Here is a 24360-nt window from a genome sequence, read left to right as displayed (position 1 = left end):
ATCCTCACAGCCTCGTTATGGGTAACGATATTATCCCTTCTTGCCCCGCTGCTCAAGGGCTGCTGCAATAAACGACCTGAAGAGCGGATGGGGGTTGAGGGGCTTCGACTTGAACTCCGGATGGAACTGGCATCCGAGAAACCACGGATGGTCCGCAACCTCGACAATCTCCACCAGGTCCCCTTCCTTGTAGACACCTGAAACCACAAGCCCTTTGGAAACCAGCAACTCCCTGAAAGAGTTGTTGAATTCGTAACGGTGACGATGCCGCTCGGAAACATCGAGTGAACCGTATGCACGATGGGAGAATGTTCCCTTGGCAATGGAACAGGGATAGGCCCCGAGCCGCATGGTTCCACCCTTGCGCTCCACCCCCTTCTGATCCTCCATAAGGTGAATGACCGCATTCGCGCAGTCCGGCCGGAATTCGCTGGAGCAGGCGTCCTCAAGTCCGCAGACATTACGGGCATACTCCACAACCGCCATCTGCATGCCGAGGCAGATGCCGAAGAAAGGAATCTTCCGGGTGCGGGCATATTCGATGGCTTTGATTTTTCCCTCGGTTCCCCGTTCGCCGAAACCACCGGGGACGAGGATTCCGTCCACTCCGTCCAGAAGTCCGGCCAACCCCTCGTGCTCAAGCTTCTCGGAATCGAGATAGTGGAGGGTAACCCGGCAGTCATTGGCAATGCCGCCGTGGGTGAGAGCTTCGGACAATGACTTGTAAGATTCGGTGAGATCCACGTACTTGCCGACTATGGCGATATGAACCTCGCCCTTGAGCGGGTTCCTAAGCTTCTCCACCACGCTTTCCCAGGGGGCCAGGTCAGGAGCCTTGGTCCAGATATTGAGCTTCTCCACCACCTGATCGTCAAGCCCCTGCTTATGGAGTGCAAGCGGCACCGCATATATGTGCTCGGCATCGGCGGACGTGACGACCCCCTTTTCCTCCACATTGCAGAAGAGAGCAATCTTTGCCTTCATGTCGTGGGGGAGGTCCTTCTCGCAGCGGCAGATGAGGATATCAGGCTGAATGCCGATTTCACGCAGTTCCTTGACTGAATGCTGGGTCGGCTTGGTCTTCAATTCGCCGGCAGTTTTTATATAAGGGACAAGCGTCACGTGAAGGTAAAGCACGTTACCGGTCCCGCGGTCGGCCTTGAACTGGCGGATCGCCTCCAGGAACGGCAGCGATTCGATATCCCCGACGGTGCCGCCCACCTCGACGATGGCCACATCGGCTCCCTTGGCATTCTCCAGTATCTTGTGCTTTATCTCGTCGGTGATGTGCGGGATCACCTGAACGGTTCCCCCCAGGTAGTCGCCGCGCCGCTCTTTCTCAATGACGGAGTAATAGACCTGGCCTGTGGTGAAGTTGCTCCTCTTGGAAAGCCGGGCAGAGGTGTAGCGCTCATAATGGCCGAGGTCCAAATCGGTTTCCGCGCCATCATCGGTTACGAAAACCTCCCCATGCTGAAACGGGGACATGGTGCCCGGATCTACGTTGATATAAGGGTCGAGCTTCTGCATGGACACGCGAAGCCCCCGGGACTCCAGAAGTGCGCCGAGCGATGCAGAAGCAAGCCCTTTGCCTATGGAGGACACAACACCACCGGTAACGAAAATAAACTTTGTCTTCATGGAAACTCCTAAAAAAATCAGGCAGCGGATACAGATTCAAGGAATCGGGGAGCAAAGTTCCCTGCCCCTTTATTGTATGCCCCGTGCCTATTACCTCGGACCTAACGCCTAGTGTCCTGTTAATTTTTCGATGACTTTGTCCAGATCGCCCGGCGTATCAACGCCAATCGATTCAAAGGAGGTCTCCACGACCCTGATGCGGAACCCGTTTTCCAGTGCCCGCAACTGCTCCAGCTTCTCCGCCAGTTCGAGGGTGGTCGGAGCCATCCGGGCGAACTCCAGCAGGAAGTCCCGCCGGTAAACATAGAGCCCCACGTGCTTGTAGCACAAAAGCCTCCCCGTGACGAACGCCTCATCCTTCAGGTCATTCCACTTGTCGCGGAAGTTGGGGAGCGGTGAACGAGAGAAGTATAACGCATCCCCCCGGCCATCGGTGACGACCTTCACGACATTGGGGCTCAGGAAATCGTGAAGGGATTTTATGCGGCTCTTCAGAGTTCCCATGCTGACGGAATCATCGGAAACCAGGGGGGCGATTGCCTCATCAATCATGGCCGGCTCAATCAGGGGTTCGTCCCCCTGAACGTTCACAATAATATCGGCATCGATACGGGTGGCCACCTCGGCAAGGCGGTCGGTGCCAGTTTCGTGGGTCGAAGACGTCATCTCAACCCGGCCTCCGAAGGCACGCACCGCTTCTGCAACCCTCTCGTCATCAGTGGCGACGATTACATCCGAAACCAGGCCGGCGTTGGCGGTCCGCTCATAAACATGCTGAACCATCGGCTTGCCCATTATATCGGCAAGGGCCTTGCCGGGGAAACGGGTCGAGGCATATCTTGCCGGGATGATAGCTGTAATTTTCATAACCGATTCCGGACCGTCCCCACAGGAAATACAACGGCACGCATAAACGCCACGCATCCAATGATGCCTGGCACTGAGCCCGAACAGGCGCAACCGAAAATTTATTATCCTGATGGGAGCATGAGATTTGGTACTGCGAGAAGCGCGTCCCTTCTACAGGTGGGACGGATAACGCTACCTCAAAGGCCGTGGTGTGTCAAGGGATGAAATGCGTTGCCGCCGGGCGCCGGCTTTGGTAAAGTGCCGTGCCATGCAGACTATCGGACTTATTGCGGCAATGCCCGACGAGATACGCCCGCTCCTGCGCATGGTTGGGGAGGCCAGACGGGAGCAATGCCGGGAATTCCCCCTATGGCGGTTACGGATAGGCGATACGGAAGCCTGTCTCGTTGAATCGGGAATGGGACCCCTCAGGGCGGCAACAGCTGCCGAGGCATTGATTGCAGCGGCATCGCCGTCGATTATGCTTTCATTCGGCTTCGGTGGCGCCATATTACCCGGCCTGAGGGTGGGGGATATGGTATTTGGAATCGAGAGCTGGCTGGCAAACGATGGGAGATTCTCCCGCAGGCAGGGGATTGCTGCGACTCTTGCCGGGGAAATCGCCGCCGAGTTGGGAAAGTCCTTGAACGGCATCGTCTGCGGCACAATCATAACCTCGGCCGGGATTCTAAAAAAGGCTGACCTGATTCAGTCCCTCCCCGCCGGAACAAGCTTTCCAATCCTCGACATGGAGACCGCTGCAATAGCAGAAATTGCAGACCGGCACGGGATTCCACTCGTCGCGTTAAGGGCGGTAAGCGATGACGCCGGCGAAGAGCTCTCTTTCTCCATTGACGAATTCACCGGCCCGGATATGGCCATCAGTCCCCTCAAGGTCATGGCAACCATTGTCCGCAAACCATGGATCATCCCCCAACTCCTGAGGCTTGCCCGCAACTCCCGCATTGCAGGTAAACGGCTTGCCCAGGGGGTCATGACAACCCTGGACTTCCTGGCGGGCCGCCAATAACATGTCCGTCGAGCCGCCTACCCCTTGCGGGTAGCCGCTGCGGACCATGGGAAATCGTGCAGATGCTCGGCCAACTCCTCCTTGCGGTAGCGGTTGCTCCGGCGAATGACCGTGACCAGCGAGATAGCCATCGCCGGAATTACAATGAAAATGCCGGTCAAAGCCATGAGCCGTTCGCCAATCCAAAGAGTCACGCTGAGATTGAAGACAAGCACCGAAATGTACAGAATCGGTCCATAGATGGGGCGAAACGGCAAATTCCCAACTCCGGCCGGTTTTCCGGCACCATGGCCGATCGCCGCGTCAATCCGCTGCAGCACGAAGACGAGAACGAAGCTCACAAGCCACCATCCGAGGTAATTGGACAGGGGGACGCCGAAGTGGGCACCTACTTCCCGATAACCGTAAATCTGCCCGAGAAACCAGCGGTTTCCCTGAAGCGCCACAGGATCGATTATGATATCCAGGAACACCTGAAAGAGGGAGCCCAGGAAAAGCACGGCAAAGGAACCGCGGATTGAACGGGTTTCCAGGGTAACCAGATCCCAACGCCAAGTTTTGATGGGAGAGACGACAAAAAGCGCCATTGCGTAACTGCAATAAGTGAGGAACACATAGGAAAGTGAATCGAAGAAGGGAACACCGGCAACCCAAAGTTCCCGATCGCGGGTAACATCGATGTAATAGTACCAACCGTAGGGGATTCCGGTATTGATGGAGCTGAACTCGGAAAGGAATGCGGCGAGATATCCCACCACCGTGAACAGGGCGGTCTTCCGCCACCCCAGATGCGGTACGGCCGCCACAAGATAGGCGGCAAAAAACGCAAATACATAGGGGCGCATCGTAACGGTCCCGATGGCTATCCTTAAGACATCCTCCATGCATCCCTCCTGACAAAAGAAGCGCGGAAGCCTCCCCATGGCGGCCCCGCGCTCGCAAAAATCAAAGTTTTTTCCTGCTTCCCCTTCCAGCTAGAACAACGTCCCCACCATGCTTCCTATAACTGAAATGGGGCCCGTGTCGGACAATCCATCGGTTGCCTTGTCCAGTTTTTTCATGGCTGCCGTGGTATCACGGTACAGGGTGTCGTCGTTCACGAGCTTGCCAAGGGTGCCCTCCCCCTGATTAATCTTCCGGGCAACCTCGCTGACGTTTTTGGAGGCATCCTTAAGTTCATTGTACAGGCTTTCGTCATTCACAAGTTTGCCGACGGTCCCCTCACCCCGGTTGATCTTTGCGGCTATATCCTTAATATCCCGGGCACCGTCATTCAGGCTCGCAACGGCCCCTTTCGCATCGATATAAAACGTGTCGTCATTGACAAATTTACCGAGACTCCCCTCGCCCCTCTCGATCTTGGCCGTAACATTCTTCATGCTGGTCGCCAGCTCATTGGTATTGCGATAGAGCGACTTGTCGTTAAGGAGCATTGCCAGCGATCCCTGCCCCCTGTCCATCTTGGCGGTGATGCTGTTCATGTTCTCGATGGTGGCGCGCAGGTTCCCCCGGTTGTCGTCGAGGATCGCTGAAATTTTATGGAAGACATCCCTCTGATTTACCGTCAAATCATTAATAAGAACTTTTGCATCCTTGGTCAGGTCGCTCACGTTATCGACAATCACGTCTATGTTGGCAACCTCGCGGCTTTTGACGGCACTCCCGGGCGGAAGAACCGGAGCAGTAGGCGAGCCGAAGGAAATACCGAGGAACTGTCCGCCAAGAAGGTTGGTAAGCCGGATAGTGGCGACTGAATCAGTTTTTATCGTAGTTCCGCGCTTCACCTCGAAATCCACCACAACGCGGCTGTCGGCAATGGCAATCCCGGTAATCTTGCCGACCTCCACCCCCGCCAGCCGGACAGGGTCGCCCAATTTCAGGCCGGTGGTGCTTGAGAGGAAGGTTTTATAGGGGATGGATTTCTCAAAAGGATTCCATTTCTCGCCAAGCTCCAGCATAACCCCCAGGAGTATAAGCCCCGCAACAAAGAAAAAACCGACTTTTTTTTCAATTGACATCATAGTATCTCACTTCCCTCCCCGCTCAGTACCAGACGGCCGCTTGTCCGCAATTACCGCACTGCTACATCACCTGCACATCAATTCAGAGCAGCATCCTTGTCAGGAAATAATCGGCAACCAGAATAAGCATGAACGAAAGCACCACTGCTCTGGTGGTGGTTTCGGCAATCCCCCGCGCCCCCCCGGAAGTCTGAAAACCGGTGTAGCATGAAACAAGGGCGATAATGCCGCCGAAAACCGTTGCCTTGAGAAGCCCCGCACCGATCTCTCTCAATTTTAGCGCTGTTTTCAAACTATCATAATATGTCGAATAAGAAAGGAAGAGTTTGGGGTGAAAATGGCTCAGGAGCGCCCCGCCCAGTATCCCCACAAAATCGGCATATACAACCAGTGCCGGCACGCAGATCAGGCAGGCAATGAGCCGCGGCATGGCCAGGTAGCGCACCGGGTTGATATCCAGGGTTTTAAGGGCGTCGATCTCCTCATAGACTTTCATGACGCCGATTTCCGCCGCCATGGCGGAACCTGCACGGCCGGCCACCAGAAAACTCGTCATGACCGGCCCAAGCTCCCGGACCAATGAAAGCCCCACAATGCCGCCGATAATATTCTGGGTCCCATACTTCTGGAGTTCGGCACCGGTCTGAAGCGCCAGAACCATCCCCACGAAGAAAGCCATGACCGAAGCCATCGGCAAAGTTTCATAGCCTATTATGGCCATCTGCGTAAAAATGCTCTGGATGTTGCGCGGGGCCTCGCGGAAAAACCATATGGTCTGGCCCAGGAGAATGACCATCTCGCCCACAATCTTATGAAACGCAACCACCCGTTTCCCTATGCGCTCGAACACACCCGTCACGGTTCAGACCTCTCGCTGTTCAGCATGGTGCTCTCCTGTACAACCTCCGGCTTGTCCGCCACCCTCCATTTCATATCGAAAGGAAGCCAAAAAAGGTTCAGCGTCTTCATCTCTTTTCCCGTTCGCAACCTGACAAGCCCCTTTAGTACCGAAACGTCGGAATGCCCGCCTTGCGAACGGTACATTACGAGCGGAAACAACTCGTATGCCAGATCGTCTCCACGGCGTTCGTGCCAGTATAAATTCCAGAGAAACGAAACCGTGGAGTCGCCCGCATCATTCCATCTCTGAATATAGATACGCCACAGCGGAGCCCAGCTTTGCTCGATTCCGTCCTGCGCCAACAGGGGCTCAACCGGTGCCGGAAAGCTGAACTGCTTAACTCCCCGCGTGTCGCTATTGAAAAGGAACAGGGGCCAGAGCGCCGTTCTTCGACGCTCCGCGCCGTCGGCGGGCCACCGCTCAAGACTATCCGAGTAGAGGAAGAAAAGGACTCGGTCGCGTTCACGGCCATAGGTGTCCGAATTGATTTCGTCATGGCGATACAACGGCCAGAGGTACCACCGTTTGAGGGTTTCTCCGCTCTGTTCTTCTGAGAAAATGGGAAGGTATCGCTTAACTTGCCGCTTGTCACCCGTTTCGGTCGTAACCAAAGGCCAGAAATATCGCCGCTCTTCCTGCTTTGCCCCTCGATCGCTGGTCCAGCCGATAAAGGGCCAAAGATAGGTACGTGAAGATACGCGTGGCGACTCGGTTTTTGAGTAAAGAGGGAAAACGGTGAGTCGCTCAGTGGGGTTGTCCGTATCGAGCCCAGTATGCTCATGGAGATAGAAAGGCCACAAAACGAAACTACGCTTATAGCTACCCTCTTTTTCCGCCCTGCCGTAGAGGGGCCAGAACTGACCGCCGCTCTCATGTTCGCCTTCAATCGTTGAGAAAAACGGGTAGAGGTAGTTCCGGGTTGTTGTCCCTTTTTTTACCGTACGGCTGTAAAGCGGGAACAGGGTGTAATGGATCTCGTCACGCCAGAGGCGCTCGTATAGTGTACCATAGACGGGAAAGACTGAAGTATATTGACCGTAAGTATCGGACTTTCCGCGAATGTAGAACGGGAAAAGCATTGAGTCGCTTTTCGCCTTGTCCGGTTCGTCCTTGCGAAAGGTGTTCACCTGAAAAAGTTTCAATGCCTGGAAGGTCGAAACATCCGGAGCCTGCCGGGACGAGGCCAGCGGATACAGGTAGCTCGTCGCAGCACTCTGGTCACTTTCATCAACAGTGCGGTAGACGAACGGCCGCACCGCTGTCGTCCTCACGGTATCCTGCTGCTGGATCTTGATCAGGGGGCCGAGGATTGAAAGATTGCTGAAGCCGGTTTCAGGGCTTTTTCGATAATCCACCAGGGGCCAGAAGGTGAATATCGTTCCGTTTTCCTCCATGTCGTCAGACGCCAGGCCATGGGCAACCGGCAGGATCAGGAAAACAGTGATTATAAGCAGAAAACGGAATAGCATTGGGATAATTCCACGTGTCAAAAAAATGTATAAGTAGTTTAAATACCCTCAGAAACCGGGATGAGTCAACAAAAATCCAGATTCTCCAGCGGCCAAGAAGAAAGAGGCCTGCGCTGATAACGCAGGCCTCTCACAACAAGACTGTCAGCTGGCGAGATAATGATTAATACTTTCCGTCGGCGTAGTCAACCCAGCCGCCGGCCAGAACAAGCGCCTTGTCGAAGGGGGAAACCTCAAAAGAGAGGCTCTCCTCCTTTCCTCCACCAGAAATTGTCAGGGTCTGCTTTTCCACATCAACGGAAACGCTTGCATCAGCGCAACTGGAATAGGCAAAGAGGAGATCTATCTTATCCTTTGGCAGCTCAATGGCAGCCATACCGCAGTTGAACATGTTCTGGCGGAATATCCGGGCAAATGATTCAGCGATGACTGCGGTAATACCGTTCACCTCGAATACCCAAGGTGCGTGCTCCCGGGAAGAGCCGCAGCCGAAGTTGGCTCTGGATACGATAACCCTGGCATTCAGCGTCTTATTTCCTTTGGGATCGAAGCCGGGAAGCTTCAGATCTTCGAGAATATAGGGTTTCAGATCTTCTTTTGTTATCTCGGTCAGATATTTGGCCGGTATGATCTCGTCGGTATTGATATCGGAGCGGTCGAGAAAGAGTGCGGGGCCGCCAAACTGTTTCATGGTTCAGTCTCCTTGGTGAAGTCGGTCGCGGTGACCTATGGCTGCACCGCAACCAGGCGCAGGCCATTTATCATATATGTTACAGATATTTCCGGGGATCTGCGATAACACCTTCAATGGCTGTTGCCGCGCTGGTGGCAGGGGACATCAGGTGAACCATCCCCCCTTTGCCCATCCTCCCCATGAAGTTGCGGTTCGTGGTGGATGCGCAGACTTCCCCCTCCGCCAGCACCCCGTTGCTCATACCAAGACAAGCTCCGCAAGTGGGGTTCGTAACACAGAAGCCGGCCTCCATGAAAATATCGATGAGGCCTTCGGCCATGGCGTCCTTATAAATCTTCGGCGTAGCCGGCGAGAGAATCCCGCGCACGGAAGCGGCAATTTTTCTTCCCTTGAGAATCTTGGCCGCAATCCTCAAATCTTCAAGCCGCCCGTTTGTGCAGGATCCCAGGTAGACCTGGTCGACGGGAGAGCCGGCAATCTCGCTGACCGGTTTCACCTGGTCGGGTTTGTAGCCGAAAGTAACGATCGGTTCGATGGCAGTCAGGTCGAAGTCAAGAACACGATCATAAACAGCATTATCATCGGAGCACCACTTGCAGAACTCGGCAAGGGCAGCCTCTTTTGAAGCATACTCGTTCTGGATGAAGGGCCAGAGATATTCCACCGTCACCATGTCCGGCATACAGATACCCGAGGTGCCTCCAGCCTCAATGGCCATATTGCACAGGGTCATTCTCGACTCCATGGTCATGGCATCGACCACCGGCCCCCTGAATTCGATCACTCTGTCGGTGGCCCCATTGACGCCAAGCTGTCCAATGACGAAGAGGATGGCATCTTTTGCATAAACACCCTTGGGAAGAGTGCCGTTCAGGTTTACCCGAATGCTCTTCGGTTCGCGGAAAGCACATACCCCCTTGAGAATCCCGACTTCCAGGTCGGTTGTGCCGACGCCGGCGGCAAAAGCGCCGAAGGCACCATGGGTACAGGTATGGGAATCTCCCATGATAACTGTATAGCCGGGGCGAATGTACCCTTTCTCGGGAAAAAGGGCGTGGCACACGCCGTTTTGCCCTATGTCGAAAAAGTCCTTGATGGCATGCCGCCGCGCCCAGTCCCGCAACATCTTCGCCTGGGTTGCCGTCTTGGAGTCCTTGCTCGGGGTGACGTGATCAATTACCGCTTTGATTTTATCGGGGTCAAAGACCCGATCCTTACCCCTTGCCATAAGGTCGGCAATGGCTATGGGAGTGGTAATTTCGTGGCACATCACCACATCAAGCCGAAGCACCTTGGTGCCGGAGAACGGCTCATCAACCAAGTGGCTCGCAAAAATCTTTTCCGCTGTGGTCTTACCCATGTGAACAACCCTTTCGCAATGTGATGAACTATGACAAAACACTGTAAACAATGGCTCATTATAAATCAACGTAATATTTGTTCGATCCGGCTTAACAATTGCTTGCACAACCACTGCGTGCTATGATGCAGTAATTTAAGCGGGAGTTGACCGGCAATGGAATTAAGCTTCAAACGCCGAAACGGCAAAATCGACGACCTGATTGACACCCTTATGGAGTCAGTCGATGCAATTCATCACCCGGACATGATCCGGGAGATGATAATCTCCGCCCTTAAGTCCGGCCAGGAATGCGATTACCTGGCAGACCTCAAGCTGCTCAACAACACCATGAAGGAAATGCGCTACACCACCAACGTTTTCGCCCCCTACAGGGAAAAGCGGAAAGTTACCATTTTCGGCTCGGCGCGTACGGAACCCCACGAGCAGATATACCAGACATGCCTCCGTTTCAGCCGGAAACTTGCCGACAAGGGATTCATGATCATCACCGGTGGCGGACCCGGGATCATGCAGGCTGGAAACGAAGGAGCCGGAAGCGAGCACTCTTTCGCCGTCAACATCCGGCTCCCCTTCGAACAACAACCAAATCCGGTCATGCTCCAAAACCCCCGGCTTATCAACTACAAGTATTTTTTCAACCGCAAGGTGGCCTTCGTCAAAGAATCGAATGCCCTTGCCGTTTTCCCCGGCGGATTCGGCACCCTGGACGAAGCCATGGAAGTATTCACGCTCATACAGACCGGAAAAACCTCGCCAAAGCCACTTGTACTCATCGACGACAACACCGGATATTGGGATCGCTGGTTTGACTTTGTCAAGGACTGCATACTGGGAAAAGGGTTCATCTCCGCCGAAGACTTCTCCATCTTCACCATAACCCGTGATGAAGATGAAGCTATCAGAGTCATAGAGGATTTCTACCGCAACTACCACTCACTCAGATTCTTCGAAACACGGCTCATAATCCGGCTGACAAAAGAACTAACCACAGCACAAATAGAAGAACTTGAAAATGAATTCCCTGAGATCAGACTTCCCGGAACCCATATCTGTCCCTGCCCCCCACTCCCCGAAGAGGCAGATGAGCCCAACCTCCTGAAACTCCCCCGTATAGCATTGCAGTTCGATCACAAACACTATGGACTTCTCGTTGCCTTTATCAGAAGGCTTAATATGTTCTAAAAAGTACCGGAAAAAACCTTGACAACGTAATTACACGCTGCTAATTTTTTAAAGTAGCAAGTTTCGGAAGCTTTACGCAGCATAAGAAAACCATCTCAATGCCTATATGCTTTGCGGTTTTCCTGCCTCAAGACTCCGGAAACTTTAGCAACTCCCACGAAGTTCCGGCAACGTTCCGGAGGCATCCAAAAGGAGGTAGGAAAACATGGCACAGGGCAAGGTTAAGTGGTTCAACGACGCCAAAGGCTTCGGCTTCATTGAGCAGGACAACGGTGAAGATGTGTTCGTTCACTTCTCAGCCATCCAGTCCGACGGGTTCAAAACCCTTGCTGAGGGAGAGGCTGTTACTTTCGATGTGGTCACCGGGCCAAAGGGTCTCCAGGCTGCAAACGTCAAAAAAGCATAATCAGAAGCCAATTGATTGCAGACAAAAAACCCCGCTGGAAATATCCAGCGGGGTTTTTCTATATAACCTACCCTCTTCGAAGAGACAATTGCCCTGGAGGAGCACCTCTCAAATCATCCCCCCAGGGCAATAAGCTTATAGACTCTCGTGAATCCGTTCCATCTTTGAATTCAAGCGGTTGAGGGCATTGATATATGCCTTTGCCGATGCCTCAATAATGTCGGTGGAGGACCCGCGACCGACAACCGTTTCGTCTCCATCCGTAACCCGCACCGTCACCTCACCCTGGGCATCGGTACCGCCGGTGATGGATCCCACATTGTACTGCTTGAGCTTTGCCTTGGTCTTTGTCAGCTTCTTTATTGCCTTGAGCGTTGCATCCACCGGCCCGTCGCCAAGTTCGGCAGTTCTCACAGCTACACCGTCAATCTCCATCTGCACCGTTGAAGTGGCAACCGCAAAGGAACCGCATGTGACCGTAATATGGGAAAGGCGGTACTTCTCCGACGGACGCATCACTTCATCTGCCACCAGGGCATCAAGGTCTTCATCAAAGACTTCTTTTTTCAGATCAGCCAGGGCCTTAAAACGCTCAAAGGCACGGTTCAAGTCTTCATCGGAAAGATCATAGCCGAGTTCTCCCAACCGCTTCTTAAACGCATGCCGCCCCGAGTGCTTACCCAGTACCAGGACATTCGCCTTGAGTCCTATGGATTCGGGAGTCATGATCTCATAGGTTGATTTTTCCATGAGAACGCCATGCTGATGAATTCCCGATTCATGGGCAAAGGCGTTGGCGCCGACTATTGCCTTATTGGGCTGCACTCCAATGCCGGTAATGGTGGAAAGGAGACGACTCGCGGGAACAATCTGCTCATGATCAACATTGGTTTTGAAGGGGAGAATGTCATGGCGGGTTTTGATGGCCATGACGAACTCTTCGAGGGAACAGTTCCCCGCGCGCTCGCCAATGCCGTTGATAGTGCATTCCACCTGTCCGGCGCCTGCCTGGACTGCAGCAATGGAGTTTGCCACGGAAAGCCCCAAATCGTTGTGGCAATGGACCGAAATAACCGCCTGCTCAATATTGGGCACGTTCTCCTTCAGATGCCTGATGATGTTGAAGTACTCGAAGGGAATCGTATAGCCGACCGTATCGGGGATGTTCACTGTCGTAGCACCGGCGGCAATCACCGCTTCCACCACCTGGACCAGGAAAGCCAGATCGGTACGGACGGCATCCTCACAGGAAAACTCCACGTTAGGAGTATAGGACTTCGCCCTCTTGACCGCCTTGACGGCATTTTCCAACACCTGCTCGCGGGACATCTTCAACTTGTACTTCATGTGAATCTCTGAAGTGGCAAGGAAGGTATGGATGCGCCCCTTTTCGCCGGCATATTTAAGCGCCTCCCAGGCCCGGTCGATATCCTTTTCGCTGGATCGGCAAAGACCGGCGATCTCCGGTCCCTTGATGGTCTGTGCTATCCGCTTGACCGCCTCGAAATCCCCTTCGGAAGCAATGGGAAATCCAGCCTCTATAACATCGACCTTAAGCTTTTGAAGCTGCTTGGCTACTCGCAGTTTTTCTTCGATATTCATGCTGTTGCCCGGCGACTGCTCGCCGTCACGGAGCGTTGTATCGAAAATCTTGATAGTCTTCAGTTCCGCCATGGTCTACCTCCTTTGTGCGTGATTAGTGTTGCATGCCACTGACGGGGCAACATTGCCGCCGGCAGATTCCCAGATCCAAAATATAAAAAGCCTCCGCCCTGACAAGGGACGAAGGCTTTGCTCCGTGGTACCACCCTTTTTTATCCGCCCCGGCTCAAATCGGCAAAAGCCGGAAGCAGACCTCTTTACCCTTTACGCGGGCTACGTCTCCAGCTTGGAGGAAAATATTCCCCGTTCACCGAAGCGGCTCCAAGGCGAGTTCATCCGTCCTTATACCGGTTCGCACCAACCACCGGCTCTCTGCGCTGAAGAGAATCTCAGCTTCAAATAAGGATAAGGATTACTACTCCTCTTCACTGCCTTTTCTATTTTTAAACGATAATAAAGAACTAAACATTCGGGTGTCAAGACAATTTATAGTTAGATTTCAAAAGGTTCCAACTATTCAAACATTGTTCGCTTTAATCAAAGAAAAGAGCTGATTACCGTTGGCCAAAGAGCCCCTTCAACCTTATTCCTTGCTGTGCTTCTGATGAATGGCTTTTTCAAGCCGTCGCCGCCTTGGCCATGTCATGAGGAAGCCAATGATCCCGGAGAACGTGTACCCAAGAAAAATCACAAAGAGCATGACAACAGGCTCTGCCGCAATGACAATCAGGAGCAGCACCGCAAAAACAAGTATGGCAAATGGTTGCCGTTTTATCATTTCCGGGTCTTTGAAGGAGTAATAGCGGAAGTTTGAGACCATCAGAAACGCCAGGAGGTAGATAAGTATCAGAATTGCCAGCTTTTTATAAGAACTTGGCCAACCGAAATGGTAGAAGAGCAGGACCATGGCCGAAACCATGCTGGCAGCTGCCGGAGTCGGCAACCCCACGAAGCGCTTGCTCTCAACCGTATTGACCTGGACATTGAAGCGCGCCAGTCGTAGCGCCCCGCATGCCACAAAGAGGAAACAGGCAAGCCATCCGAGGCGACCAAAGGGCTGAAGCGCCCATTTGTACATGAGAAGGCCCGGGGCGACGCAGAAAGCGACCACATCGGCAAGAGAGTCATACTCGACCCCGAACTTACTGGCAGTCCCGGTAAGGCGTGCAACCTTGCCGTCGAGGCCGTCAAAGACCGAGGATATCAGTATCCAGAGCGCCGCGGTCTTGAAATCGCCATTCATGGTGGCAACCATGCCGTAGAATCCGGCAAAAAGACTTCCGGTGGTAAAGAGGTTTGGAAGGATGTAAATACCTTTCCGCATACTCTCGCTCATATCGATCTTCTCACCACTCATGGCAGAGTCCCCAGTACAGTTTCACCCGCGACGGTCTTGTCGCCGATTTTCACGTTCAAAGCGGTATCACGGGGGAGATAGACATCCAGGCGGGAGCCAAAACGTATGAGGCCATACCGCCGGCCCCGAACAAGTTGATCCCCCTTCTTTGCGTAACAGACAATGCGACGGGCAATGAGCCCGGCCACCTGAACCACAACCATCTTCTTTCCTTCTGCTGTCTCAATGACCAGGCCGGCCTGCTCGTTCTCGAAGGTCGCCCGCTCATCGCGAACATCAAGGAATTTACCCTTTGTATAGAAGGTGTCCAATACCGTGCCGGTTATGGGGACCCTGTTGATATGCACATTGAATACCGACATGAAAATACTGATCTTCGTCATCTCTTCCCCGAGATGGTCCTCGCGGGCAATCCCCTGGTAGATTACAACGCCGTCGGCAGGCGCGATCACAGTTTTTTCGTCAGCGGGGGTAACCCGCCCGGGATTACGGAAGAAAAAAACAACAAAGAGCGTAAGTAGCCCGAAGAGAATCGCCAGGGGCGAAACCACGGGGACTTTGCAAGAGATCAGGGACAGAGCCGCTGTGATCACCACAGCCCCTGCCACAAAAGGATATCCCTCTACGGCAATGGGAGTATTTGTGTTGCGCATCATTAAACCTCAATTTTATTCAACAATCATAAACCAAACAACCACTTCGTTGCGACAGTAATCTAAAACAAATCGCAAAAAGGCCGGACGCGGTGAGGATTACCAACCTCTTCCCGCATCCGGCCTCCCTGGGTCCGCTTTGATATCTTGCTAGTTTTTCGACTTGTCTACGATCTTTGAGGCACCGATCCACGACATCATGGAGCGCAGGCGTGCGCCTACCTCTTCGATCTGATGCTCGGCCCCCTTACGGCGAAGCGCCGTGAAGACCGGCTTGTTGGCCTTGTTCTCAAGCATCCATTCCTTAGCGAACTGACCGGTCTGGATCTCGTCGAGAATTTTCTTCATTTCCTTCTTGGTTTCGCCGGTGACTACGCGCGGTCCGCGGGTAAGGTCGCCGTACTCGGCCGTATTGGATATGGAGTACCGCATGTTGGCGATACCGCCTTCGTAGATCAGATCGACAATGAGCTTCGTTTCGTGAAGACACTCGAAGTAAGCCATCTCCGGAGCATAGCCAGCTTCAACGAGGGTTTCAAAGCCAGCCTGGATCAGGGCCGCAATGCCGCCGCAGAGCACCGCCTGCTCACCGAAGAGGTCAGTTTCGGTCTCTTCCTTGAAAGAAGTCTCGATGATGCCGGCGCGGCCGCCACCGTTGGCAGAGGCGTAGGCCAGTGCCACATCGCGGGAATTGCCGGCCGGGTCATGATGAATGGCAATGAGGCTCGGCACGCCGCCCCCCTTGGTGTACTCATGGCGAACCAGGTGACCCGGTCCCTTGGGAGCAACCATGATGACGTTCACGTCGGGACGCGGAACAATCTGTCCGAAATGGATATTGAAGCCATGGCTGAATGCCAGATAAGCGCCCTGCTTGAGGAACGGGCCGATTTCCTCACGGTAGATGTCACCCTGGGTCTCATCCGGGAGAAGCAGCATAACCACGTCGGCGATCTTTACCGCTTCAGAGGTGGGAAGCACGGTCAGCCCGGCTTCACTTGCCTTTTTAACCGAAGCGGAGTCGGCGCGGAGCCCCACCACCACATCGATACCCGAATCCTTCAGGTTATTGGCATGGGCATGTCCTTGGGAGCCGTAGCCGATAATGGCCACCTTTTTCCCTTTGAGTACGCCCATATTGCAGTCTTTGTCATAGTAAATCTTCATTCTTTCCTCCTCGCGTGTATTGAATCCATTTATCTGCGCACCGTTCGATGCACAGTGGGAATAACGGCTACCCTTTCCACCCCTTTGAGCCACGGCCTATGGCGACCGGACCGGTTCTGACAAGCTCCTTCAATCCGAGGGGGCGAAGCAGCTCAAGAATTGCGTCAATTTTGGCCGGAGAGCCAGTCACCTCTAAAGTGTAGGACTTGGGCGTCACATCGATAATCTTCGCTCTGAAGATGTCGGCTATCCTGAGAACCTCCGCCCGGCCGGCATCCTCGGCAGAGACCTTTACTATGGCCATTTCACGTTCGATAGCCTCACCTTCGGTGAAGTCGATAACCTTGATGACATCTATAAGCTTATTGAGTTGCTTGGATATCTGTTCAAGAATCTGGTCATCCCCACGGGTAACTATTGTCATACGGGAGATGGTTTCATCGTTGGTCGGCGCAACCGACAGAGAGTCGATATTGAACCCGCGGCCGGAGAAGAGGCCGGCAACCCGGGAAAGCACACCGAATTCATTTTCCACCATGACGGTGATCGTATGTTTCATGAAAAAACCTCCTGAAAAGCAGGACAGATCTCAAGCATATGCGAGCGGAATGACTCTTTAAGCGTTGAGCACCATTTCATTGAGCGATGCACCCGCGGGTACCATGGGGAGAACCTTCTCCTCGCGGGCAATCTTGAATTCCATAATGACCGGACCCGGGGTTTCGAATGCTTTCTTGATGGTGGTTTCAACCTCATCGGGTTTGGTCGCCTGGAATCCCGTGGCGCCAAATGCTTCCGCAAGCTTGATGAAGTCGATGGGGAGCTCCATGCAGGTCTGGGAATAGCGCTTGTCAAAGAAAAGCTCCTGCCACTGCCGGACCATGCCGAGGAAGTTATTGTTGAGAATAACTATCTTGACCGGCAGCCGGTTCTGCACCAGGGTTGCAAGCTCCTGCATGTTCATCTGGAAACCGCCGTCGCCGCAGATGGCTATGACCTGACGGCCCGGAAAGGCCGCCTGAGCCCCCATTGCTGCCGGAAGTCCGAATCCCATGGTGCCGAGCCCTCCGGAAGAAAGAAGCGTACGGGGCTCGCGGAAGCCGAAAAACTGCGCCGTCCACATTTGATGCTGCCCAACATCGGTGGCCACGATAGCATTGGAATCCGAAAGCTCGCGAAGCTTCTGGATTACAAACTGGGGCTTGATCACGGTGGCGGTTTGCTTATAGGTCATCGGATGCTTTTGCTTCCACTCCTGGATCTCGGCAATCCACGGTTCGATTCCCTCGTGGAACGCGGCCAGCTTGTCGCCGTTCTTTTCAACCGTCTTGAGCATGCGGCCGAGGACATCTTTCACTTCCCCGACAATCGGCAGGTCAACACGGACATTCTTCCGGATGGAGGTGGGATCGACGTCCATATGGATGATCTTCGCATGGGGGGCAAACGTAGCAATTTTACCGGTCACCCGGTCATCGAATCGCGCCCCCACGGCAACGAGCAGGTCACAATTGGTTACAGCCATATTGGCGTAATAGGTACCGTGCATTCCGAGAAGGTTGAGCGCAAGCGGATTATCCTCGGAGAATGCGCCGAGTCCCATGAGAGTTGTGGTAACCGGAAGATGGAGCTTATTGGCCAAGGCGCTGAGTTCACCTGCAGCATCGCCGGAAATGGCCCCCCCTCCAACGTAGACGACCGGCTTCTTGGACGCCAGGAGCATCGAGACCGCTTTTTCAATCTGTTTTGGGTGTCCTTCAACGGTCGGTTTATAGCTGCGGAGCTCAATGGTCTCCGGGTAGCTGAACTCGGCCGTGGCGATCTGGACATCCTTCGGGAGGTCCACCAGAACAGGGCCGGGACGCCCGGATCTGGCAATATAAAAGGCTTTTTTGACAATAGTGGCGATATCGTTCACGTCCTTCACCAGGAAGTTATGCTTGGTGCAGGGACGGGTAATCCCGATGATGTCCACTTCCTGGAATGCATCGTTGCCGATAAGGGCAGTAGGAACCTGCCCGGTGATTACCACGAGTGGAATCGAGTCCATGTAGGCCGTGGCGATGCCGGTAACCGTGTTGGTGGCACCCGGACCGGAAGTGGCAATGGCAACGCCGACCCGGCCGGTTGACCGGGCATACCCGTCGGCAGCATGAACGCCCGCCTGCTCGTGCCTGGGGAGAATATGACGGATGTCCTTGAAGTTGAATAGCTCGTCATAAAGGTTGATAACCGTCCCGCCAGGATAGCCGAAAACGGTGTCAACACCTTCCTTTTTGAGACATTCCAAGAGTATCCGTGCGCCTGTCATTTTCATGTGAACCTCCAGAGAGGGAAATCAAACTGGTGGAATAAAAGCGGATTCTGATACTGCTCCGGGGAAACCCCTCTCAATCGGCCGTAGTAACCGCACCGGTGTATGCTGAAGTTACCGCTTTGGCATAACGCGCAAGCCAGCCGGTCTTGATTTTGGGTTCGGGAGCAACCCAGCGGCTCCGCCGCTCTGCCAGGGTTGCCTCATCCACGAGAAGCTCCAGGTTCCGGTTGGGGATATCGAGCCTGATTCTGTCCCCTTCTTCAACCAGGGCAATGGGACCCCCTTCGGCGGCCTCGGGAGAAACGTGGCCGATACAGGGCCCACGGGTACCGCCGGAAAAACGGCCGTCGGTGATTAGGGCAACTGAGTCGCCGAGTCCGAGCCCCATGATGGTTGCGGTCGGTGCAAGCATCTCCCTCATGCCCGGCCCCCCCTTGGGTCCCTCGTAGCGAATGACCATCACATCGCCAGAGGTAATTTTCCCATTCATGAGAGCGGCCATGGCAGCTTCTTCAGAATCAAAGCAACGGGCGGTCCCCTCAAACTGCATCATGGGCGCCGAGACCCCGGACTGCTTGACCACGGCCCCCTTGGGGGCAAGATTGCCGAACAGGACGGCAATGCCGCCCTCTTTTTTGACCGGGTCGGACACGGGGCGAATTACCCGCTCATCCACAGACTGGACCGTGGAAGCCATTTCACGGGTGCTGAGACCCATGACCGTGGGATTGTCCTTGACAGCGTCGCCAAGCTGCTTAAGCACCCCGAGAACTCCGCCGGCGGCATCGAGATCCTCCATGAAGTACTCTCCCGCCGGGTTCATGGATGCAATCTGCGGGGTTTCCTTTGCAAGAACATCAAAGGTCTCCAGAGGAAGATCCACCCCGGCCTCACGGGCGATGGCCAGCAGGTGGAGGACCGTGTTGGATGAACCGCCGAGGGCGAGATCCACCCGGATGGCATTCTCGAAGGCCTCGCGAGTCAAAATCTGCCGCGGGGTAACTTGATTGCGAACAAGGTCCACGATTTTCTCGCCCGAGGCAAAGGCAATGCGCCGCTTGAGAGCGGAAACCGCCAGGGCAGTACCGCAGCGGGGAAGGCTCATGCCGAGAGTTTCCGTGAGGATTGCCATGGTATTGGCAGTAAAGAGCCCCTGGCACGACCCCATGCCGGGGCATGCGTTTTCTTCGCAGACCTGGAGCTCTTTATCGTCGATGACACCGGCCTTATAGCGTGCCATTGCCTCGAAAGTATCGGTTACAAACGAGAACCGGCGGCCGTCGGTACCGCGGCCTGCCATCATGGGGCCGGCAGTCACGACTATTGCGGGAATGTTGAGACGCGCCGCCGCCATCAGCATGCCGGGGGTGATCTTGTCACAGTTGGTGAGGAGTACCAAGCCGTCAAGGCGATGGGCTTCAGCAACCGACTCCACCATATCGGCAATCAGTTCGCGGGTCGGCAGGGAATAGTGCATCCCCTTGTGCCCCATGGAAATTCCATCGCAGACACCGGGAATACCGAAGAAAAAGGCATAACCGCCACCGGTATGGATCCCCTTCTCTATGAACCGCTCCAGGTCGCGCATGCCGACGTGGCCGGGAATGAGATCGGTGAAACTGGTGGCAACGCCGATAAACGGCTTCGACATCTCGCTCTGGGGAACGCCGGTCCCCTTGAGGAGAGCACGGTGCGGAGTCCGTTCAAGCCCCTGCTTTATGGTGTCACTACGCATTTGAAATCCTCTGGGTTGAAATATCAGATGGGTCTATTCCCAAGAAGTACCTTCGTTGTCACAGCCTGTTTCGCAAAATTAATCAAAAATTCAAACAACTCAAACATATTGGAACGCTACAGGAAAGTATGAAAATAGTACATCATGGGGAGGCTGTCAACACCATTAAAATGGCGTTATAGTGTTTTCTGCATCATTCGCATCAGCTCCGCCTCGGAAGGGCGAATATAGGTAGGATTCAGGGCAGGCAACGGCAGCAGGCCGCCCGCGCGAAACGCCTCAAGTGCAAGTACGGCACCGGCGGCGGCACGGGGCTGGTGGCAGTGGTCGGGAGCAAAGACGGCTCGGTCGCCAAGGGTTTCTTCAATGAGAGCCCTGTATTTGAGCGCCCCGTTGCCGGCAAAGAGGGCCGGGCCTTCAATCAACCCCAGAAAACGTTCCGGAGAAATTACACGGTCGGCAATTATCTGCTCCGGAAGGGCCCCGCAGCGATACAGTGCTGCGTAGACCTCCTTCTTTCTGGCATCAAAAAGCGTACATAACGGGAGCGAACATGCAGGAAAGTTCATTGCGAGCATGGAAAGGGACGAAAAACCGGCAACCGGCTTCCCTGTCGCCAGAGAAAACCCCTTGACGGTGGAAACCCCAATCCGGACTCCGGTGAAGGAGCCCGGGCCCAGAGAGACTCCAAAACCGTCGAGATCGTCCAGGCAAATCCCGGAATCCCGCAAGACCGCATCGACGGAAGCAAGAAGCCTTTCGGACAGGGTCCGTTCAGTGTCAAAAAGGGACTCTGCCGCCAAGCGTCCGTCAATGGTAAGGGCAACGCTGCAGGTAGACGTCGAAGTGTCGACGGTGAGAAGCTTCACGCTAGCCGTTCCCCACCAGGTAGCGTGCTATGTCATTGTAGAAAGCAAGCACCATTAACCCGATAAGAAGCGCCAGGCCGACCTGCTGGGCGATTTCACGGGCCCGCATGCTGACCGGTTTGCGGAAGACAAGCTCCCAAAGATAGAAGATCAGGTGCCCACCATCGAGAATGGGGATGGGAAGAAGATTCAGCACTCCCAGGTTGACCGAAAGCAGCGCCATGAAGGCAAGAAAGCTCACGCCACCGGCTTCGGCCTGCTGGCCGGCCATCTTGGCAATCATGATAGGCCCGCCAATGGTATCCAGGGGGATGGCCCGCTCGACAATCTTCACCAGAGAGAGGGCCGTCAGTTCGATGACGGTCCACGTCTGTGAACTTCCACGCGAGAACGCCTCAATGGGGGGATAGCGGTCAATGACCGTCTCACCGGCAGCAACCACTCCTATGACGGGAGAAGTAACATTCTCGCCAAGGAGGTTTTTGCCCGTCCTTGTTTCAGGGACAATTCGAAACGTCTTGGTTACGGCACCACGCCTGATCTCGATATCCAGCGCCTGCCCTTTCGCCGCCGATATCTCGGCGGCCATTTCCTCCCACCGGGCTACCTTTTTACCGTTAACGGCCGTGACCACGTCACCGGCAACCATACCCGCCCGGGCAGCGGGCTTATCCTTTACAACCTCGCCAACCTTGGTAGTTGCCGACGGGACACCGAGCATAAAAATGACGATGAAAAGAAACCAGGCAAAGATCAGATTGAAACCGGGACCGGCAACAACGATGCCGATTCTCCGCAGTGGTGATTTTTCTGCGAAGGAACGGGCTTTCTCCTCTTCCGGGATTTCCCCCTCCCCACCCTCGCCCACCATTTTCACATATCCCCCAAGGGGGAACGCGGAGAGAAGATACTCGGTCTCTCCTATCTTCTTGCCGATGAGTTTAGGCCCGAACCCGAGGGAAAACTTCTCAACTCCAACGCCGAATAGCTTGGCGAAGATGAAGTGACCCAACTCGTGAACGAAAATGAGAATCCCAAGAACAATAATTGCCGAAACAATGCTGGTCATCTGGTGCCTCTAAATTGGTTACGGATGTGACTCAGGATAACCCAAGGAGTTCCCTGGTCTTGCCCCTTGCCCACAAGTCAAACGACAGAACATCCTCAACGGTGGCAATGGACCGTGGCTCATGATTATCCATGGTTCGAGCAATGGATGTGGCTATGTCGGTGAAACCGATTTTCCCCTTAAGGAAGGCCTCGACAGCAACCTCGTTGGCGGCGTTCATAACCGCAGGCATGCTCTCTCCGGCAGCTAATGCGTCATAGGCCAATTTCAAGGCCGGAAAACGCCGGTAATCAGGAGCCATAAAGGTTAGCCCGGACAATGCCGTCAGATCAAGAGGTTTAACCCCAGTCGGTATCCGCTCGGGATAAGTCAATGCATAGGCAATGGGCGCCTTCATGTCGGGAACTCCCAACTGCGCCATGACGCAGCCATCCGCATATTCGACCATGGAGTGAATAATGCTCTGGGGGTGAATATTGACGGCAATACGCTCAGCCGGCGTATCGAAGAGCCAGCGGGCTTCGATTACCTCCAGCCCCTTGTTCATCATGGTTGCTGAATCGATGGTAATCTTTTGCCCCATGCTCCAGTTTGGGTGATTAAGAGCGTCGGCAATCGATACGCGCAGGAGGTTTTCAAGGGGCAGATTCAGGAAAGGCCCCCCGGACGCAGTCAGGATAATCCGCTTTACGTCCTTCCTGCTTTGCCCTTCAAGGGATTGAAATACCGCCGAGTGCTCGCTGTCTACTGGATAGAGCCCGACCCCCTTCTCCTTGACGAGGTCCATGATAATGCGGCCTGCAGTGACCAGCGTCTCCTTGTTGGCCAGGGCGATATCCTTGCCGGCCCTGATGGCGGCGGCAGTCGGCACCAGGCCGGCCGCACCGACAATGGCGGCAACGACGACATCGCTCTCTCCGGCTGTGGCTGCGGCAATCAGGCCGGGAACCCCATGATGGATCTCCGGTTTCGGCCCCGTAAGCATACGGTCCAACTGCATGGCAAGATCGGCGTTCAGCACGCTGACCAGGCCGGGGCGAAATGCCTCGATCTGCTGTTTGAGAAGCTCCAGGTTGGAGCCCGCCGTAAGGGCAACCACCTGGAAGCGATCCCTGTACGCGGAAACAACCTCCAGAGTACTGACACCAATGGAACCTGTAGAACCAAGAATAGTGAGCTTTTTCATTGTCCCTCTTCAGGAAGCTTATCGGACGATGACTACCAGATAGGCGTAGTAATAAAGCGCAGGGGCAGCGAAGAGAATACTGTCGAGCCGATCCAGAATACCACCGTGACCGGGAATGATCACTCCGGAATCCTTAACACCGAAACTGCGCTTGAGAAGCGATTCGAACAGGTCACCGATCTGCCCGCAAGCTCCGACGACAAGGGCTGTAACCACACAGTCGACACCGGTGAGTTCAGGGAAGAACGTGAACTTCGCTATCAAAGTACCAGCAAGGCTCCCGCATAGGCCGCCAACAGCTCCTTCGACACTCTTGTTGGGGCTCACTATCGGATAGAGCTTGCGCTTTCCAATACTGCTGCCGACGTAGTATGCAGCCGTATCGCCGGACATGACGATGAGCAGCATCAAAAAGACCCACTCGATCCCGTTGGGGAGCCCCCTTAACAGAACCAGGTGGGAAAGAAGCAGCGGCACGTATGCGAACCCGAACCAGAACAGCGCCGCCTCGGCTGCACTCTGTCTGATGTCCCTGATGCTGAAGAGCAGATAAATCGCGACGGCAAGGAATACAACGGTGAGGGGCAGAAACAGCACTCCATTGCCTCCGTCACGGGGAATGAAGCGCTGAAGAAAATCGGGGCTGACAAAGAGAAACATGGCGAGAGCGCCGGCCAGGGAAGCAACAAAACCGGGAATCTTCCGTTCCGGAAGCGCCATCCGGTAATACTCCCCCAGACCCAGCAGCGCAACAAGGCTGACAAAGCAAGTGAAAGAAATTACACCAGCCTTAAGGATGAACAGTATCAGCAGCGGGAGGGCAATTGCCCCGGTCAGTAGACGCTTGAT

Annotated in this window: 22 protein-coding genes and 1 other annotated feature; of the genes, 3 read left to right on the top strand and 19 right to left on the bottom strand. The window is 54.5% G+C overall.

Going from position 1 to position 24360, the window contains the following annotated elements:
• Positions 1–30: 30 nt before the first annotated feature.
• On the bottom strand, positions 31–1641 hold the full coding sequence (locus tag JZM60_RS11670) for a CTP synthase (protein ID WP_207162627.1): 1611 nt from the start codon (positions 1639–1641) through the stop codon (positions 31–33).
• Between the two features lie 108 nt (positions 1642–1749).
• Positions 1750–2508, bottom strand: a complete 759-nt coding sequence (gene kdsB, locus JZM60_RS11665) for a 3-deoxy-manno-octulosonate cytidylyltransferase (RefSeq protein WP_207162626.1) — start codon at positions 2506–2508, stop codon at positions 1750–1752.
• A 250-nt stretch (positions 2509–2758) separates the two neighbouring features.
• Here kdsB and JZM60_RS11660 point away from each other — a divergent pair, with 250 nt between their 5' ends.
• Positions 2759–3520 carry a phosphorylase family protein gene (locus JZM60_RS11660; RefSeq protein ID WP_207162625.1) on the top strand — a complete coding sequence of 254 codons (762 nt, stop codon included), beginning with the start codon at positions 2759–2761 and terminating at the stop codon, positions 3518–3520.
• A 17-nt stretch (positions 3521–3537) separates the two neighbouring features.
• Here the strand turns inward: JZM60_RS11660 and JZM60_RS11655 are convergent, their stop codons facing one another.
• The 6 genes from JZM60_RS11655 to JZM60_RS11630 form a co-directional block, all read right to left on the bottom strand.
• Positions 3538–4404, bottom strand: coding sequence for a carotenoid biosynthesis protein (locus JZM60_RS11655; RefSeq protein WP_207162624.1), 867 nt, complete (start codon positions 4402–4404; stop codon positions 3538–3540).
• A 90-nt stretch (positions 4405–4494) separates the two neighbouring features.
• Positions 4495–5538, bottom strand: a complete 1044-nt coding sequence (locus JZM60_RS11650; RefSeq protein ID WP_207165583.1) for an MlaD family protein — start codon at positions 5536–5538, stop codon at positions 4495–4497.
• Positions 5539–5623: 85 nt separating this feature from the next.
• Positions 5624–6400 carry an MlaE family ABC transporter permease gene (locus JZM60_RS11645; RefSeq protein ID WP_207162623.1) on the bottom strand — a complete coding sequence of 259 codons (777 nt, stop codon included), beginning with the start codon at positions 6398–6400 and terminating at the stop codon, positions 5624–5626.
• Positions 6397–7836 (bottom strand): hypothetical protein, encoded by a 1440-nt coding sequence (locus tag JZM60_RS11640; protein ID WP_241426242.1) that lies wholly within the window; start codon positions 7834–7836, stop codon positions 6397–6399. Before JZM60_RS11640 ends, JZM60_RS11645 begins: the two co-directional genes overlap by 4 nt.
• Positions 7837–8074: 238 nt before the next feature.
• Positions 8075–8602 (bottom strand): 3-isopropylmalate dehydratase small subunit, encoded by a 528-nt coding sequence (locus JZM60_RS11635; protein WP_207162622.1) that lies wholly within the window; start codon positions 8600–8602, stop codon positions 8075–8077.
• Positions 8603–8681: 79 nt separating this feature from the next.
• Entirely contained in the window at positions 8682–9965 is a 1284-nt protein-coding gene (locus JZM60_RS11630) for a 3-isopropylmalate dehydratase large subunit (RefSeq protein ID WP_207162621.1), read from the bottom strand.
• 156 nt (positions 9966–10121) lie between these two features.
• Here JZM60_RS11630 and JZM60_RS11625 point away from each other — a divergent pair, with 156 nt between their 5' ends.
• Together JZM60_RS11625 and JZM60_RS11620 are read left to right on the top strand one after the other, a co-directional pair.
• Positions 10122–11150, top strand: coding sequence for an LOG family protein (locus JZM60_RS11625; protein WP_207162620.1), 1029 nt, complete (start codon positions 10122–10124; stop codon positions 11148–11150).
• A gap of 205 nt (positions 11151–11355) precedes the next feature.
• Positions 11356–11556 (top strand): cold-shock protein, encoded by a 201-nt coding sequence (locus JZM60_RS11620; RefSeq protein ID WP_207162619.1) that lies wholly within the window; start codon positions 11356–11358, stop codon positions 11554–11556.
• A gap of 135 nt (positions 11557–11691) precedes the next feature.
• Here the strand turns inward: JZM60_RS11620 and JZM60_RS11615 are convergent, their stop codons facing one another.
• The 11 genes from JZM60_RS11615 to JZM60_RS11565 form a co-directional block, all read right to left on the bottom strand.
• On the bottom strand, positions 11692–13230 hold the full coding sequence (locus tag JZM60_RS11615; protein ID WP_207162618.1) for a 2-isopropylmalate synthase: 1539 nt from the start codon (positions 13228–13230) through the stop codon (positions 11692–11694).
• Positions 13231–13331: 101 nt separating this feature from the next.
• Positions 13332–13596 (bottom strand) — a binding site (T-box leader).
• Between the two features lie 145 nt (positions 13597–13741).
• Positions 13742–14515 (bottom strand): CDP-diacylglycerol--serine O-phosphatidyltransferase, encoded by a 774-nt coding sequence (gene pssA, locus JZM60_RS11610; RefSeq protein ID WP_207162617.1) that lies wholly within the window; start codon positions 14513–14515, stop codon positions 13742–13744.
• Positions 14512–15168 carry a phosphatidylserine decarboxylase family protein gene (locus JZM60_RS11605; protein WP_207165581.1) on the bottom strand — a complete coding sequence of 219 codons (657 nt, stop codon included), beginning with the start codon at positions 15166–15168 and terminating at the stop codon, positions 14512–14514. Before JZM60_RS11605 ends, pssA begins: the two co-directional genes overlap by 4 nt.
• Positions 15169–15318: 150 nt before the next feature.
• Positions 15319–16335 (bottom strand): ketol-acid reductoisomerase, encoded by a 1017-nt coding sequence (gene ilvC, locus JZM60_RS11600; protein WP_207162616.1) that lies wholly within the window; start codon positions 16333–16335, stop codon positions 15319–15321.
• Between the two features lie 67 nt (positions 16336–16402).
• Positions 16403–16894, bottom strand: coding sequence for an acetolactate synthase small subunit (gene ilvN / locus JZM60_RS11595; protein WP_207162615.1), 492 nt, complete (start codon positions 16892–16894; stop codon positions 16403–16405).
• Between the two features lie 57 nt (positions 16895–16951).
• Entirely contained in the window at positions 16952–18652 is a 1701-nt protein-coding gene (gene ilvB / locus JZM60_RS11590) for a biosynthetic-type acetolactate synthase large subunit (RefSeq protein ID WP_207162614.1), read from the bottom strand.
• A 73-nt stretch (positions 18653–18725) separates the two neighbouring features.
• Entirely contained in the window at positions 18726–20387 is a 1662-nt protein-coding gene (gene ilvD, locus JZM60_RS11585; RefSeq protein WP_207162613.1) for a dihydroxy-acid dehydratase, read from the bottom strand.
• A gap of 176 nt (positions 20388–20563) precedes the next feature.
• The gene (gene tsaB / locus JZM60_RS11580; protein WP_207162612.1) at positions 20564–21256 is read right to left on the bottom strand and encodes a tRNA (adenosine(37)-N6)-threonylcarbamoyltransferase complex dimerization subunit type 1 TsaB; all 693 of its coding nucleotides are present in this window, start codon (positions 21254–21256) and stop codon (positions 20564–20566) included.
• Between the two features lies 1 nt (position 21257).
• Positions 21258–22325 carry an RIP metalloprotease RseP gene (gene rseP, locus JZM60_RS11575; protein ID WP_207162611.1) on the bottom strand — a complete coding sequence of 356 codons (1068 nt, stop codon included), beginning with the start codon at positions 22323–22325 and terminating at the stop codon, positions 21258–21260.
• Positions 22326–22356: 31 nt separating this feature from the next.
• A complete protein-coding gene (locus JZM60_RS11570; protein WP_207162610.1) occupies positions 22357–23511 on the bottom strand; it encodes a 1-deoxy-D-xylulose-5-phosphate reductoisomerase in 1155 nt (384 codons plus the stop codon).
• Between the two features lie 18 nt (positions 23512–23529).
• Positions 23530–24360: a phosphatidate cytidylyltransferase gene (locus tag JZM60_RS11565; RefSeq protein ID WP_207165580.1), complete on the bottom strand. Its 831-nt coding sequence runs from the start codon at positions 24358–24360 to the stop codon at positions 23530–23532.

The sequence above is a fragment of the Geobacter benzoatilyticus genome, assembly GCF_017338855.1.
GTDB lineage: Bacteria > Desulfobacterota > Desulfuromonadia > Geobacterales > Geobacteraceae > Geobacter > Geobacter benzoatilyticus.
This window is presented reverse-complemented; position numbering and strand designations above follow the sequence as displayed.